General features: G+C 61.1%; 11 protein-coding genes. 2 read left to right on the top strand and 9 right to left on the bottom strand.

Annotation, left to right across the window (positions count from 1 at the left end; all coding sequences use genetic code 11):
* Positions 1–47 precede the first annotated feature (47 nt).
* The 5 genes from ACI514_RS27135 to ACI514_RS27115 form a co-directional block, all read right to left on the bottom strand.
* Positions 48–1073: a putative 2-aminoethylphosphonate ABC transporter substrate-binding protein gene (locus ACI514_RS27135; RefSeq protein ID WP_007912988.1), complete on the bottom strand. Its 1026-nt coding sequence runs from the start codon at positions 1071–1073 to the stop codon at positions 48–50.
* Between the two features lie 35 nt (positions 1074–1108).
* Positions 1109–2833 carry a putative 2-aminoethylphosphonate ABC transporter permease subunit gene (locus ACI514_RS27130; RefSeq protein ID WP_160059791.1) on the bottom strand — a complete coding sequence of 575 codons (1725 nt, stop codon included), beginning with the start codon at positions 2831–2833 and terminating at the stop codon, positions 1109–1111.
* On the bottom strand, positions 2833–3909 hold the full coding sequence (locus ACI514_RS27125) for a putative 2-aminoethylphosphonate ABC transporter ATP-binding protein (protein WP_122842270.1): 1077 nt from the start codon (positions 3907–3909) through the stop codon (positions 2833–2835). Before ACI514_RS27125 ends, ACI514_RS27130 begins: the two co-directional genes overlap by 1 nt.
* A 193-nt stretch (positions 3910–4102) precedes the next feature.
* Complete coding sequence (locus tag ACI514_RS27120) at positions 4103–4966, bottom strand: LysR family transcriptional regulator (protein WP_160059792.1); 864 nt, start codon at positions 4964–4966, stop codon at positions 4103–4105.
* A 13-nt stretch (positions 4967–4979) separates the two neighbouring features.
* Entirely contained in the window at positions 4980–7289 is a 2310-nt protein-coding gene (locus tag ACI514_RS27115) for a heavy metal translocating P-type ATPase (RefSeq protein ID WP_160059793.1), read from the bottom strand.
* A gap of 84 nt (positions 7290–7373) precedes the next feature.
* On the opposite strand from ACI514_RS27115, the gene cadR reads away from it, so the two are divergent.
* The gene (cadR, locus tag ACI514_RS27110; protein ID WP_007912999.1) at positions 7374–7823 is read left to right on the top strand and encodes a Cd(II)/Pb(II)-responsive transcriptional regulator; all 450 of its coding nucleotides are present in this window, start codon (positions 7374–7376) and stop codon (positions 7821–7823) included.
* Positions 7824–7948: 125 nt separating this feature from the next.
* Here the strand turns inward: cadR and ACI514_RS27105 are convergent, their stop codons facing one another.
* The 3 genes from ACI514_RS27105 to ACI514_RS27095 all read right to left on the bottom strand — a co-directional run bounded on the left by ACI514_RS27105 (position 7949) and on the right by ACI514_RS27095 (position 10648).
* The gene (locus ACI514_RS27105) at positions 7949–8920 is read right to left on the bottom strand and encodes a thymidylate synthase (protein ID WP_160059794.1); all 972 of its coding nucleotides are present in this window, start codon (positions 8918–8920) and stop codon (positions 7949–7951) included.
* Between the two features lie 50 nt (positions 8921–8970).
* Positions 8971–9786, bottom strand: coding sequence for a prolipoprotein diacylglyceryl transferase (gene lgt / locus ACI514_RS27100; RefSeq protein ID WP_150706345.1), 816 nt, complete (start codon positions 9784–9786; stop codon positions 8971–8973).
* A gap of 79 nt (positions 9787–9865) precedes the next feature.
* Positions 9866–10648 (bottom strand): sulfite exporter TauE/SafE family protein, encoded by a 783-nt coding sequence (locus ACI514_RS27095; protein ID WP_160042245.1) that lies wholly within the window; start codon positions 10646–10648, stop codon positions 9866–9868.
* A 132-nt stretch (positions 10649–10780) separates the two neighbouring features.
* Between ACI514_RS27095 and ACI514_RS27090 the strand changes: the two genes are divergently transcribed.
* A complete protein-coding gene (locus ACI514_RS27090; protein ID WP_405122701.1) occupies positions 10781–11527 on the top strand; it encodes an NRDE family protein in 747 nt (248 codons plus the stop codon).
* A 232-nt stretch (positions 11528–11759) separates the two neighbouring features.
* Here the strand turns inward: ACI514_RS27090 and ptsP are convergent, their stop codons facing one another.
* On the bottom strand, positions 11760–14039 hold the full coding sequence (ptsP, locus tag ACI514_RS27085; protein WP_405122700.1) for a phosphoenolpyruvate--protein phosphotransferase: 2280 nt from the start codon (positions 14037–14039) through the stop codon (positions 11760–11762).
* Between the last annotated feature and the right edge of the window lie 10 nt (positions 14040–14049).

The following is a 14049-nucleotide window of genomic DNA, read 5'->3' as shown; positions in this document are numbered from 1 at the left end:
GTAGGAGTGAGCCTGCTCGCGATGAGGCCCTGTCAGCTTGCGAAGATTTACTTGGCCGCCACTTTCTCGGACTTGCCGTCATAACGCTTGCGCCACTCGGTGAGGATCTCGTCACGATTCTTCGAGGCCCAGGCAAAGTCGTTCTTGATCAAACGCTGCTCATAATCCGCCGGCAGTTCGGTCTGCGGCTTGGCGATCCCCGGCTGCGCAAGAACAGCGAAGTTCTCCTTGTACAGATCCATCGCCTCAGCACTCGCCGAGAAGTCCGCGAGTTTCTTGGCCGCCTCTTCATGCGGCGTGCCTTTGATCACCGCAGTCGCTTCGATCTCCCAGCCCAGACCTTCCTTCGGCAGGATGATGTCCAGTGGCGCGCCCTGACGCTTCAGCTGTACGGCTGGATATTCAAAGGAAATACCAATCGGGAATTCCCCCGCCGCTGCCAGTTTGCAAGGCTTGGAACCGGAGTGAACGTATTGCCCGATGTTCTGGTGCAGACCGTCCATGTAGGCCCAGCCCTGCTTCTCGCCAAAGGTTTGCAGCCAGGCGCTGACGTCGAGGAAGCCGGTGCCGGACGATGCCGGGTTGGGCATGACGATCTTGCCCTTGTACTCAGGCTTGGTCAGGTCCTGCCAGCTCACGGGTTTAGTCAGGCCCTGCTTCTCGGCTTCGACGGTGTTGAAGCAAATCGTCGCGGCCCAGACGTCCATACCGACCCAGGCTGGCGGGTTGGCGGCGTCACGATAGTTCGCGCCAATCTTGCCGAGATCCTTCGGCGCATAGCTTTGCAGCATGCCTTGCTGATCGAGGATCGCCAGACTCGAAGCCGCCAGCCCCCACACCGCGTCAGCTTGTGGGCGGGCCTTCTCGGCGAGCAGTTTGGCGGTGATGATCCCGGTGGAATCACGCACCCATTTGATCTCGACGTCCGGGTTGGCCTTTTCGAAGGCTTCTTTGTAGGACTTCAGTTGCTCGGCTTCGAGGGCGGTGTACACCGTCAACTCGGTTTTTGCCGCAAAGGCATTCAGGCTGAAAGTAGCGAGCACAGCAGCGGCCAGGGCCATAGGCTTGAACATGATCGGTATCCTGTCTTTTGAGTTGAGGGTGTGAATCAGTGACCAGGCGCGGTTTGCCGCCAGGCTTGAGAACGGCGCAGCAAGCCGCGCGAAGCCCACGCCAGCAGCAAGGACACGCCCGCCGAAGTGAACAGAATCAGGGTCGACATCGCCGCCGCGCCGCCAACGTTGCCGGCGTCATCCATGTTCAGCACCGCGACTGCCGCGAGGATGGTGTCGGGGCTGTAGAGGAAGATCGCTGCGGAAACCGTGGTCATCGCCGAGACGAACAAGTAGCGCACGATGTCGAGCAGCGCCGGCAGGCAGATCGGCACGGTGACGCGCAGGTAGTGGCGATACAGCGGCGCCTTAAGCGACAGCGCGGCGGCTTCGAACTCGGCGTCGAGTTGGCGCAGCGCGGTGGTCGCGGTCATTTGGGCGGTGGTCAGGTAGTGCGCGATGGTGCAGACGATCAGCAGCGCCATCGTCCCGTAGAGCACATGCAGCGGGTTACCGGTGAGGTTGAAAAAGAAGACGTAACCCAGACCGAGCACCAGCCCCGGCACCGCCATCGGCACAAAACTGAGCATGCGCAGGGCTAGATTGAGGCCGCGTTGGCTGCGGGTTTTCTCCATCAGATAAGCGCCGGTGAAGATCAGCACGCTGCCGATCAACGCCGTGCCCAAGGCCATTTTCAAACTGTTGCTGTAAGCCAGCCAGCCACCGCCGGCGGTTTCGTTGAACTGGTAATGGTTGAGCGACAGCGACAGGTTGTATGGCCAGAACTTCACCAGTGAGGAAAACACCGCCATGCCGAACACCAGAATCAACGCGGCGCTGATCAGCAAGACAATCGCCAGGTAACAGCCGTCGCGCAGTTTCGACGGCGCCGGTTTGAACACCTGCGCCCGACCGCTCATGGAGTCGCCATGGCGGCGACGCAGCCAGGCATCGACGCCGAAGCTGAACAGCGCCGGCAGCAACAGCACCATGCCGATCAACGCGCCGCGACCGAACTGCTGTTGGCCGACCACGGCTTTGTAGGCTTCCAGCGCCAGCACTTGGTAGTCGCCACCGACCACCACCGGCACCCCGAAATCGGTGATGGTCAGGGTGAACACCAGACAGAACGCGGCGAACACGGCCTGTCGCGTTGCCGGCCAAGTGATGCTGCGAAACGCCTTGGCCGGACTGGCGCCCATGCTCGACGCAGCGTCGAACAGCCGCGCATCGGCCAACGACAACGCCGAGAGCAAAATCATCAGCGCATGCGGGAAGGTGTAAATCACCTCGCCCAGCACAATCCCCCAGAAGCCATAAATGTTGTCCGAGAGCAGCCCGCGCAACATGCCTTGGTTGCCGAACAGATAGACCAACGCAATCCCCGGCAACATCGACGGTGCCATCAGCGGCAGCAACGAAATGCCGCGCCAGATGCCCTTCACCGGAATCATTGTGCGTTGCAGCGCGTAGGCAAACAGGTAGGCCAGCGGTACGACGATGGCCGCGACGCTGAGAGAAACTTTCAGGCTGTTGCCGAGCAGCCAGTGGAAATTCTCGCTGCTCACCAGCTCCTTCGCCGCGACCCAGCCACCGCCCTGCCCGGCTTCACTGCTGAAACCACGCCAGAAGATTGCCAACAACGGCAGCAATACCGCGACGCCGAGTAACAGCAGCAGTAGGACTTTGCCGCCGACGACAAAAATGCGATCGCCGATCTCGGCTTTAGAAGTCTGGCGCACCTGCTTGTGCGGTAGCGGCAGCGCGAGGTTGCTGTTCATCAGGCAAACACCTGCAGGCTGCGCGGCGGCAAGGCGACCATGATTTGCTGGGCGCCGAGGCGCGGCATGGCTTCCGGGGCGAGTTCAGCGAGCAGCGCGTGGCCGGGCAACTGATCGAGTTCGAAGCTCATGCGGCAGCGGTTGCCGAGGAAGGTGATCTCGCGGACTTTGGCCGGGAACAGGTTTTCTTCGTGCACCGGTGGATTGACGTTGATGGCTTCCGGGCGGCAAAACAAACGGCCCGAGGCGCGCTGAATGCTGCCATCGCTGAGGCGCAGATTCATCCCGCCGACCTGCGCGTGAGTGTCGCTGCTGCGCTGGAACGGCAGCCAGTTGCCCTGGCCGACAAACTCGGCCACGAACGGCGTGGCTGGGCGGTTGTAGATTTCCTGCGGGGTGGCGTACTGCTCGACGCGGCCGTTGTTCATCACCGCGATACGGTCGGCCATCAGCATGGCTTCGTCCTGATTGTGCGTGACCATCAGGGTGGTGATGCCGAGGTTGCGTTGCAGTTGGCGCAGCTCGGTGCACAGATGCTCGCGGACGCGGGCGTCGAGGGCCGACATCGGTTCGTCGAGCAATAGCAGCGACGGTGCCGGCGCCAGAGCGCGGGCCAGCGCGACACGCTGTTGCTGACCGCCGGACAATTGGCCGGGATATTTTTTCTCGCTGCCGGTGAGGCCGACCAGTTCGAGCATCTGTCCGACGCGCTGGCGCACTTCATCGCGACCGCTGCCAGCAAGGCCGTAGGCAATATTCGCCTCGACGGTCAGATTGGGGAACAGCGCGTAGGACTGGAACAGAATCCCGTAGTCGCGAGCCTGTGGGGCGAGATGCGAGACGTCGCGGTCGCCAAGGTACAGCTCGCCGCTGTCCTGCTTCTCGAGTCCGGCGATACAGCGCAGCAATGTGGTCTTGCCGCAGCCCGAGGGGCCGAGCAGACACACCAGTTCACCGGCGGCGACGTCGAGAGAAACGTTATCCAGTGCGGTGAACGCGCCGAAGCGTTTCTGCACGCCGCGCACTTTCATCGGCGCACCGGGGTTGGTCAGGGCAGTTGCGATGGCAGGATTCATGGACAGACCTCATCAAGCAGATGGGGCCAATCCTAGAGTTGTAATGCGTCCGTCATATGGCAACGAGGCAAAAACGGCCGATAGTGGTATTCGGGGATTTTGGTTGGAGATCAAAAGATCGCAGCCTTCGGCAGCTCCTACATTGGAATGCGTCCCCCTGTAGGAGCTGCCGAAGGCTGCGATCTTTTGATCTTCAAGCCGGGGACATTTCCTGTGCCAAGCCGAGGAACGCCGCCGGCAACCGCGCGCCCTTCCTTTCTTTGAGGCAGTAAAGGTACTCGGGAATCTGCGGCGCATTCTCGATCGTCAGCACGCGCAACTGCGGATCATGCGGCACTTCCTGCCGGGCAATGATGCTGATGCCGATATTGCGCAACACCGCCTCACGAATCGACTCACGGCTGCCGATCTCCAGCAGCGGCCCGAAACTCACCCCGGCACTGGCGAGCAACTCCTCCGTCAACCGCCGCGTGGTCGAACCCGACTCACGCATCAACAACGTATGCCCGGCCAGCGCACTCAACGCCACATGTTCCTGCGTTGCCAGCGGATGATTGCGATGCACCGCCAGCACCAGAGGATCCGTGCCCAATACCCGACGAATCAACCGCGCGTCATCAAGCAATTGCGACGACGCGGCGATATCCACGCGGTAATCCTCCAGCGCCTCCAGCACCTGCTGTGAATTGCCGATTTCCACCGACACTTCCACTTGCGGCAGACGCTCGCGAAAGGTCTTCACCAGATCGAGAATGTAATACGGTGCGGTCGCTGCGATGCGCAACGTGCCTTGCACCTGACCGCTGTTGCGCAGGAAAAACTCGATGTCGGCTTCCTGCTGCAACAGCGTCTTGACCATCGGCAGCAGCCGCGCGCCTTCGTCGCTGACGCTCAGACGCCGACCGCCACGGTAGAACAGCTCCACAGAGTAATGACTTTCCAGATTGCGGATCTGCGTGGTCACGGTCGGTTGGCTGAGGCCGAGTTTTTTCGCCGCCAGCGTGATGCTGCCCAGGCGAGCGACCATGTAAAACGCTTTCAGCTCGGCACTCAGCACAACCTTTCCTCATCTATTTGCGCAGCAGGCGCAAACCGTTGAACACCACCAACAGGCTCACGCCCATGTCAGCGAACACCGCCATCCACATGGTGGCGAGCCCGGCGAAGGTTACCGCAAGAAAGATCGCCTTGATCACCAGAGCCAGCGCGATGTTCTGTTTCAGGATGCTCGCGGTATTGCGCGACAGGCTGATGAACGCCGGGATTTTGCGCAGATCGTCGTCCATCAGGGCGACATCGGCGGTTTCAATCGCCGTATCGGTGCCGGCAGCGGCCATGGCGAAACCGATCTCGGCGCGGGCCAGTGCCGGTGCATCGTTGATGCCGTCGCCGACCATGCCGACCCGCCGACCCTGTGCATAAAGGTCTTCGATGGCTTGCAGTTTGTCGGTTGGCAGCAAATCACCGCGAGCCTCGTCGATGCCGACCTGCGCGGCAATCGCCTGAGCGGTGTGGACGTTGTCGCCCGTGAGCATCAGGGTTTTCACGCCGAGCTCATGCAACTGACGGATCGCTTCGCGGCTGGTTTCCTTGACGGTGTCGGCCACGGCGAACAGCGCCAGCGGGCCAGAGCTATCGAGCAGCAGCACCACGGATTTGCCCTGTTTCTCCAGCGCGAAGAGTTTTTCTTCCAGCGCTGGCGAGCACAGGCCGAGTTCTTCGACCAGACGATGGTTGCCCAAATGATAAGTCTGACCGTTGATTTCGCCTTTGACGCCCCGCCCGCCTAGCGCTTCGAAGTTATCCACAATCAGCGCTGTGAAGTTTTTATCCACAGCAGCGTTGGCGATGGCCAGCGACACCGGATGGTCGGAACGACCGGCCAATGCAGCAGCGATGGCCGGTGCCGTGGCATCGGCGGCTGGATCGAGTGACAAGTAATCGGTCTGCACCGGTTTGCCGTGGGTGATCGTCCCGGTTTTATCCAGCGCCAGATAATCCAGTTTGAAACCGCCCTCCAGGTACACGCCGCCCTTGACCAGAATGCCTTTGCGCGCCGCTGCCGCAAGGCCGCTGACGATGGTCACCGGGGTGGAAATCACCAGTGCGCATGGGCAAGCGACCACCAGCAACACCAGCGCGCGGTAGATCCAGTCGAACCACACTGCGCCCATGAACAGCGGCGGAATGATCGCCACGGCCAAGGCAAACACGAACACCACCGGCGTGTAGATTTTCGAGAACTGATCGACGAAGCGCTGGGTCGGGGCGCGCGCACCTTGGGCCTGTTCGACGGCGTGGATGATTCGCGCCAGCGTCGAGTTGTTCGCCGCTGCGCTGACCGCGTATTCCAGCGAACCGGCCTGGTTGATGGTGCCGGCGAAGACTTTATCGCCGACGGTTTTCTCTATCGGCAGGCTCTCACCGGTGATCGGCGCCTGGTCGATGGTCGAACTGCCGCTGAGCACTTCGCCGTCCAGCGCGATGCGCTCGCCGGGCTTCACGCGCACGCGGGCGCCGAGTTCGACGCTTTTCACGTCCTGCTCAATCCACGAACCGTCAGCCTGCAACACCGTGGCTTGCTCCGGCGTCATCTGCATCAAGCCGCTGATCGCGTTGCGCGCACGGTCCAGCGAGCGCGCTTCGATCAGCTCGGCGACAGTGAACAGGAACATCACCATCGCCGCTTCCGGCCACTGGCCGATGAGGATGGCACCGGTGACGGCGATGCTCATCAGCGCGTTGATGTTGAGGTTGCGGTTCTTCAGGGCGATCCAGCCCTTTTTGTAAGTGGTCAGGCCACCGCTGAGGATTGACACCAGCGCGATGATCGCCACCACCCAGGTGGGCGCGGCGTTGGTGAAATGAATGACTTCAGCAGCGAGCGCGCCGACGCCGGACAACGCCAGCGGCCACCAGTGTTTTTTCACTGGCGCCGGGGCTGGCGCTTCGACGCCCGCCTCCAACGGTTCGGCGTGCATGCCAAGGGATTTGATCGCCTCGGTGATGGGCTCGGTACCCGGCAAATTGTGGGTCACGCCGAGCACGCGGTTGATCAGGTTGAATTCCAGTTGCTGCACGCCGGCGAGTTTGCCGAGTTTGTTCTGGATCAGCGTCTGCTCGGTCGGGCAGTCCATCGCCTCGATACGGAAACTGCTCAGCCGCGCGTCGGCGCTGGTCTTTTCGCTCAATTGCACCAACGCAGGCGCAGCAGCCGTCGACGAGCAGCAGGAATCTTCGTGCGCATGAACCGGTGCCGGTGCTGCGACTTTCGACCCACAGCAGGAATCGCCGCCATGGGCATGTTTATGCACAGGCTGCAATTTATGACTGTGGTCGTGTCCATCGCCGGGCTTGTGGGTGTGCTGGGAATCGCTCATTGGTCGCGTCCATGAAGGTGCCTGTTGCCAAGTAAAGACCCTGTAGCCACTATAGGGTCAAGCACCCTTTTGGAGATTGCCGTCATGAAGATCGGAGAACTGGCCAAACTGACCGACTGCGCCGTGGAAACCATCCGCTATTACGAGCGCGAAAACCTGCTGCCAGAGCCGGCTCGCAGCGACGGCAACTACCGCGTCTACACCCAGGCCCACGCCGAACGCCTGACTTTCATCCGCAACTGCCGCACCCTCGACATGACTCTCGAAGAAATCCGCAGCCTTCTCGCCTTGCGCGACAGTCCGCAGGATCAGTGCGAAAGCGTCAATGCGTTGATCGACGAGCACATACAGCATGTGAAGGCGCGGATTGATGGGTTATTGGCGTTGCAGACACAGTTGCTCGACCTGCGCCAACGTTGTGGCGAAGGGCCAATGGCCGATCAATGCGGGATTTTGCAGCGGCTGGAAGTGAGTGGCGGGGTTGTCGCAACCGAGGTCGAACACTCCCACGTGGGCCGCAGCCACGGCCATTAAGACTCACGCAAAACCAAATGTGGGAGCGAGCCTGCTCGCGAAAGCGGTGTATCAGTCGACATCTCTATGACTGACACGCCCTCTTCGCGAGCAGGCTCGCTCCCACAGGGGGTTTGTGCAATGGCTTAGACCGCCATTGGTGCAGTCATTGGCGCGTGGTGTTCGTAGCCTTCCAGCGAGAAATCGCTCGGCTCGACCAGCTCCAGCCATTCCGGCTGGTACACGCCAGTCTTGGCAAACTCCGGCACACGATCCGAAATTTTCAGCTTCGGCATGGCGAACGGCTCGCGCTTGAGCTGTTCGTTGAGCATGTCCAGATGGTTCTCGTAGACGTGCGCATCGCCGATGAAATAGGTGAACCAGCGTGGCGTGTAACCGGTCAGGCGACCGATCAGGCTCAGCAGCGCGGCGCCTTCGGTGAGGTTGAACGGTGTGCCCAGACCCAGATCGTTGGAGCGGATGTAGAGGGTCAGGGAGATTTCCCTGGTCTCGACATTCGGATGGAACTGGTACAGCAGATGGCACGGCGGCAGGGCCATTTCATCCAGCTGAGCGACGTTCCAGCCGTGGAACAGGATGCGGCGGCTGCCCGGATCCTTGATGATCGTGTCGACGCACTGGCGCACCTGATCGATGGCTTTGTACAACACCACATAGGCCTGGCCGTCTTCTTCGCCTTGGGCGATCTGCTTGTAGCCATTGCTTAAGGTTTGTTCGATGGCCGCGGTGTTGCTCAGCGGGATCTGCTTGTACGCCGGCCATTTACGCCATTGCACGCCGTAGATTTCGCCGAGGTCGTCGTCGCCCTGACGGAACGGGTTGGCCAGCCACTGCGCGTTTTCGTTGGCGTTCTGGTCCCAGACCTTGCAGCCCAGCGCACGGAATTCAGCGGCGTTGTTGACGCCACGGAGAAATCCGCACATCTCGCCGATGGCCGATTTGAAGGCCATTTTGCGCGTGGTGATCGCCGGAAAACCTTCCTGCAGATCGAAACGCAGCATCGCACCCGGGAAGCTGATGGTGTTGATGCCGGTGCGGTTGGCTTGTTTAGTGCCGTTCTGAATGACGTGCGAGACCAGTTCGAGATATTGCTTCATGAGTTACCTGTGTCCTTTGAGCCCCGGCGTCGCGCGCCGGGGTTCGTAGTTTAAGCCGTCGGCGCGAGCGGTGCTGCAGGTGCGCGACGATAGGCCAGCCAGATCAGGAACAGCCCGCCGACGATCATCGGCACGCAGAGCACTTGCCCCATGGTCAGCCAGTTCCAGGCCAAGTAGCCGAGTTGCGCATCCGGTACGCGAACAAATTCGACGATGAACCGGAAGATGCCGTAAAACAGCGCGAACATGCCGGAAACAGCCATGGTCGGACGCGGCTTGCGCGAGAAAATCCACAGGATCAGGAACAGCGCCACGCCTTCGAGCGCGAACTGATACAGCTGCGACGGGTGACGCGGCAGTTGCGCCGGATCGCTGAATGGCGGGAAGACCATGGCCCATGGCACGTCGGTTGCCTTGCCCCACAATTCGGCGTTGATGAAGTTACCGATGCGCCCGGCGCCCAGACCGATTGGCACCATCGGCGCGACGAAGTCCATCAACTGGAAGAAAGACTTGCCGTTGCGCTTGCCGAACCACAATGCAGCCAGCATTACGCCGATAAATCCGCCGTGGAACGACATACCGCCCTTCCACACCTCGAAAATAAGCGTCGGGTTGGCCAGATACGCGCTCAGATCGTAGAACAGCACATAGCCCAGACGACCGCCGACGATCACGCCCATCGACAGCCAGAAGATCAGATCGGAGAGCTTCTCCTTGCTCCAGGTCGGGTCGAAACGGTTGAGCCGGCGCGACGCCAGCAGCCACGCACCGCCGATGCCGATCAGGTACATCAGACCGTACCAGTGGATTTTCAGCGGACCGATGGCCAGGGCCACCGGGTCGATCTGCGGGTAAGGCAGCATTGCGACTCCTCGTTAGAGTTGAAACCAAAATTCCCGGGCGACGCTGCCACCACAGGATTAAGCCAGGATTGCGACGTAGTTAAAGCAAGAAGCTCAGACCCACGCTGAACAGCAAAGCGGCGAACAGCCGTTTCAGCAAGCGCGGCGACAATCGATGTGCCAATCGCGCGCCGATACGGGCGAAAACCATGCTGGTCAGGGCGATGCCCAACAACGCCGGCAAATAAACAAAACCGAGACTATGCGGTGGCAACAACGGATCGTGCCACCCCAGAATCATGAAACTTAATGCACTGACCAGCGCGATCGGCAGACCGCAGGCCGACGAGGTCGCCACCGCTTGCTGCATCGGCACGCTGCGCCAGGTCAGGAACGGCACGGTCAGCGAGCCGCCGCCCACACCAAAAATCGCCGAGGCCCAACCGATGATGCTGCCGGCCACGGTCAGACCGAGTTTGCCCGGCACGGTTCGGCTGGCCTTGGGTTTGATGTCCAGCGCCAGTTGTACCGAGATGATCAAGGCGAACACGCCGATGATCTTTTGCAGGTGCGGGCCAGAGATCGCTTCAGCGGTCAGTGCGCCGAAACCGGCGCCCAACAGAATCCCGACGGCCATCCACATGAAGATCGGCCAGCGCACCGCGCCTCGTCGATGATGCTCACGCACGGCGTTGACCGAGGTGAAGATGATCGTCGCCAGCGACGTGCCGACCGCCAGATGCGTGAGGATCGACTGATCAAAGCCCTGCAAGGTGAAACTGAACACCAGCACCGGCACGATGATGATCCCGCCGCCAACCCCGAACAGCCCGGCCAGCACGCCCGCACAGGCGCCCAGCGCCAGATAGAGCAGAAATTCCATGACCGTCTCCCCAGACCGCATCCGCAAAACCGGAGCGGCATGGTAACGGATGCACACCCTTTGGCTCCACTGGCGATGGATGCACGGACGCCGGATGCGTAGAGTGAGCAAAAAACACACAAGGACTACCTTATGTGCCTGATTGTTTTCGCCTGGCGGCCGGGCCATGACCAGCCGCTGATCGTCGCGGCCAACCGTGACGAGTTCTACGCCCGGCCAAGCCTGCCACTGGCGCCATGGCCAGAAGCGCCGCATGTGCATGCCGGACGTGATCTTGAGGCCGGCGGAACTTGGCTGGGGATCGGTGCTAACGGACGCTTTGCTGCGTTGACCAATATTCGCGATCCGCTGCAGGCGCCAGCGCGCAAGTCACGGGGTGAGTTGGTGGCGCGATTTCTGACCGGTGATGCGTCGATTGATGATTATTTGAGCGATGTGGTCGAGCGTTCGGCGGAATATGCCGGGTTTAATCTGTTGCTCGGCAACAGTCATGAGCTCTGGCACTTCAATGCGCGGATGTCGGAGCCGGTGATGCTGGGATCGGGCGTCTATGGGTTATCCAATGCCGGGCTGGATACGCCGTGGCCGAAGTTGCTCAAGGCCAAGGCTGGGTTGAGTGGGGTGCTGGATGATCCGCAGCCTGAGCGATTGTTGGGGTTGTTGAGTGATGCGCAGACGGCGCCGTTTGCCGAGCTGCCGGATACCGGGGTGGGCTTGGCGACGGAGTCATTGTTGTCGAGTGTGTTTATTGCCAGCCAGAGTTACGGGACACGGGCGAGTACGGCGTTGATCGTCCAGGCGGATGGGACTCGGCGGATGGTGGAGCGGAGTTTTGGGCCGTATGGCGGGCATTTGGGCGAAGTGGAAATAACAGCTTAAGAGCCAACCCTCACCCCAGCCCTCTCCCAGAGGGAGAGGGGGCCGACCGAGGTGTCTTGAGCCGTACATCGACCTGAAAAACCGAGTCGATTATGGACTCAGCAGCACCTTCACTCGGTGCGGGTCGAGCATGGATTCAGCACAGCACTTTCAGGTCGGCGGAGTTTTACAGCATCCCCGGATCAGTCCCCTCTCCCTCTGGGAGAGGGTTAGGGTGAGGGGCTCTTGATCTTCACAGGGCCTTGATCACCGCCGGCGGATGCATCTTCGACAACCCAAGGTTCTTCAGCGCTAATTGCAACGAGCTGTGGATAACTTGCGGGTTGTCGATGGTCATCAACTCAGCCAGCAACTCCTTGGCTTTGCTCAGATTGACCTGACGCAACATCCACTTCACCTTCGGCAAGTTGGTGGCGTTCATCGACAGGCTGTCGAAACCCATCGCCATCAACAGCACTGCCGCCGCCGGATCACCAGCCATCTCGCCGCAAATGCTCACCGGTTTGCCTTCGGCATGGGCATCGCGCACCACGGTCTGCAAAGCTTGCAGCACCGCCGGATGCAGGTAATCGTAAAGATCGGCCACACGCGGGTTGTTACGGTCGACCGCCAGCAAATACTGGGTCAAGTCGTTGGAACCGACGGACAGAAAATCGACCATCCGCGCCAGTTCCTTGGTCTGGTACACCGCAGCCGGGATCTCGATCATCACGCCAATCGGCGGCATCGGCACGTCGGTGCCTTCGTCGCGCACTTCGCCCCAGGCCCGGTGGATCAAGTGCAGGGCCTCTTCGAGTTCGTGGGTGCCAGAGATCATCGGCAGCAGAATCCGCAGATTGTTCAGGCCTTCGCTGGCCTTGAGCATCGCGCGGGTCTGCACCAGGAAGATTTCCGGGTGGTCGAGGGTGACGCGAATGCCGCGCCAGCCGAGGAACGGGTTGTCTTCCTTGATCGGGAAATACGACAGCGACTTGTCACCGCCGATGTCGAGGCTGCGCATGGTCACCGGTTGCGGGTGGAACGCGGCGAGCTGCTCGCGGTAGATCGCCAGTTGTTCCTTCTCGCTCGGGAAGCGCTGGTTGATCATGAACGGCACTTCGGTGCGGTACAGGCCGACACCTTCGGCGCCACGCTTTTGCGCCCGCGCCACGTCCGCCAGCAAACCGGTGTTGACCCACAGCGGCATGCGATGACCGTCGAGGGTCACGCACGGCAGGTCGCGCAGGGTGTCGAGGCCCAGCGCCAGTTGTTTCTCTTCTTCGACGATTTCGGCGAACTGCTTGCGTAGCACTTCGCTCGGGTTGGTGTAAACCTCGCCGCGCGTGCCGTCGACGATCATCTCGATGCCGTCGACCTTGGCGTACGGCAGGTCGACCAGCCCCATCACCGTCGGAATGCCCATGGCCCGGGCGAGGATCGCCACGTGGGAGTTACCCGAACCAAGTACCGAAACCAGACCGACCAGCGTGCCTTCCGGCACCTCGCCGAGCATGGCCGGCGTCAGCTCTTCGCTGACCAGAATGGTTTTTTCCGGGTAGACCAGATTCTGCTGACGCTCTTCCTGCAAATAGGCGAGCAGGCGGCGGCCGAGGTCTTTGACGTCCGACGCACGCTCACGCAGGTAGGCGTCGTCCATCAGTTCGAAACGGTTGACGTGTTCCGTGACCACCTGACGCAGCGCGCCCTGGGCCCACTGGCCGGTCTTGATCACCGTGGTGATTTCGCTGCCCAGCGAGGCATCGTCGAGCATCATCAGATAAACGTCGAACAGCGCACGCTCTTCCGGGCGCAACTGCGTCGCCAGTTTGGCGGACAACGCGCGCATGTCGGCGCGCACGCCTTCGATGGCGGTCTTGAACAGCGCCAGCTCAGCGTCGATGTCGGTGATGTTCTTGTCCGGCACCACGTCGAGATCGGCCGGTGGCAGCATGACTACTGCAGTACCGACCGCCGCACCCGGCGAACCCGGCACGCCGACAAACTTGGCTTCCTGAATGCCTTTGCCCTGACGGCCCAGCCCCCGGATCGAACCGGTAGCCTCGGCGTGGGCGATAACCCCGGCGAGCTGCGCGCTCATGGTCACGAGGAAGGCTTCTTCACCTTCGTCGAACTGGCGGCGTTCTTTTTGCTGGATGACCAACACGCCGACGACGCGGCGGTGGTGAATGATCGGTGCACCGAGGAACGAGGCGTAACGCTCTTCACCGGTTTCGGCGAAGTAGCGATAACGCGGGTGAACCGAAGCGTTTTCGAGGTTCAGGGGTTCTTCACGCGTGCCGACCAGACCGACCAGACCTTCGTTGGGTGCCATGCTGACCTTGCCGATCGAGCGCTTGTTCAAGCCCTCTGTGGCCATCAGGACGAAGCGGTTGGTCTCGGGATCAAGCAGGTAGACCGAGCAGACCTGGCTGCCCATGGCCTCTTTGACGCGCAACACAATAATCCCCAACGCCGCCTTGAGATCCTTGGCGGAGTTAACTTCCTGGACGATCTTGCGCAGCGTATTGAGCATGGCTCGGGGT

The organism is Pseudomonas sp. M20, assembly GCF_045037865.1.
GTDB lineage: Bacteria > Pseudomonadota > Gammaproteobacteria > Pseudomonadales > Pseudomonadaceae > Aquipseudomonas.
The sequence above is the reverse complement of the archived record's forward strand: the minus strand, read 5'-3'. Positions and strand labels throughout refer to the sequence as shown.

Bases quoted from the DNA above. Each gene is read 5' to 3' on its own strand.
- ACI514_RS27135 (WP_007912988.1), bottom strand. From the start codon at position 1,073: ATGTTCAAGCCTATGGCCCTGGCCGCTGCTGTGCTCGCTACTTTCAGC.
- ACI514_RS27125 (WP_122842270.1), bottom strand. From the start codon at position 3,909: ATGAATCCTGCCATCGCAACTGCCCTGACCAACCCCGGTGCGCCGATG.
- ptsP (WP_405122700.1), bottom strand. From the start codon at position 14,039: ATGCTCAATACGCTGCGCAAGATCGTCCAGGAAGTTAACTCCGCCAAG.
- ACI514_RS27105 (WP_160059794.1), bottom strand. From the start codon at position 8,920: ATGAAGCAATATCTCGAACTGGTCTCGCACGTCATTCAGAACGGCACT.
- cadR (WP_007912999.1), top strand. From the start codon at position 7,374: ATGAAGATCGGAGAACTGGCCAAACTGACCGACTGCGCCGTGGAAACC.
- lgt (WP_150706345.1), bottom strand. From the start codon at position 9,786: ATGCTGCCTTACCCGCAGATCGACCCGGTGGCCCTGGCCATCGGTCCG.
- ACI514_RS27090 (WP_405122701.1), top strand. From the start codon at position 10,781: ATGTGCCTGATTGTTTTCGCCTGGCGGCCGGGCCATGACCAGCCGCTG.
- ACI514_RS27130 (WP_160059791.1), bottom strand. From the start codon at position 2,833: ATGAACAGCAACCTCGCGCTGCCGCTACCGCACAAGCAGGTGCGCCAG.
- ACI514_RS27095 (WP_160042245.1), bottom strand. From the start codon at position 10,648: ATGGAATTTCTGCTCTATCTGGCGCTGGGCGCCTGTGCGGGCGTGCTG.
- ACI514_RS27115 (WP_160059793.1), bottom strand. From the start codon at position 7,289: ATGAGCGATTCCCAGCACACCCACAAGCCCGGCGATGGACACGACCAC.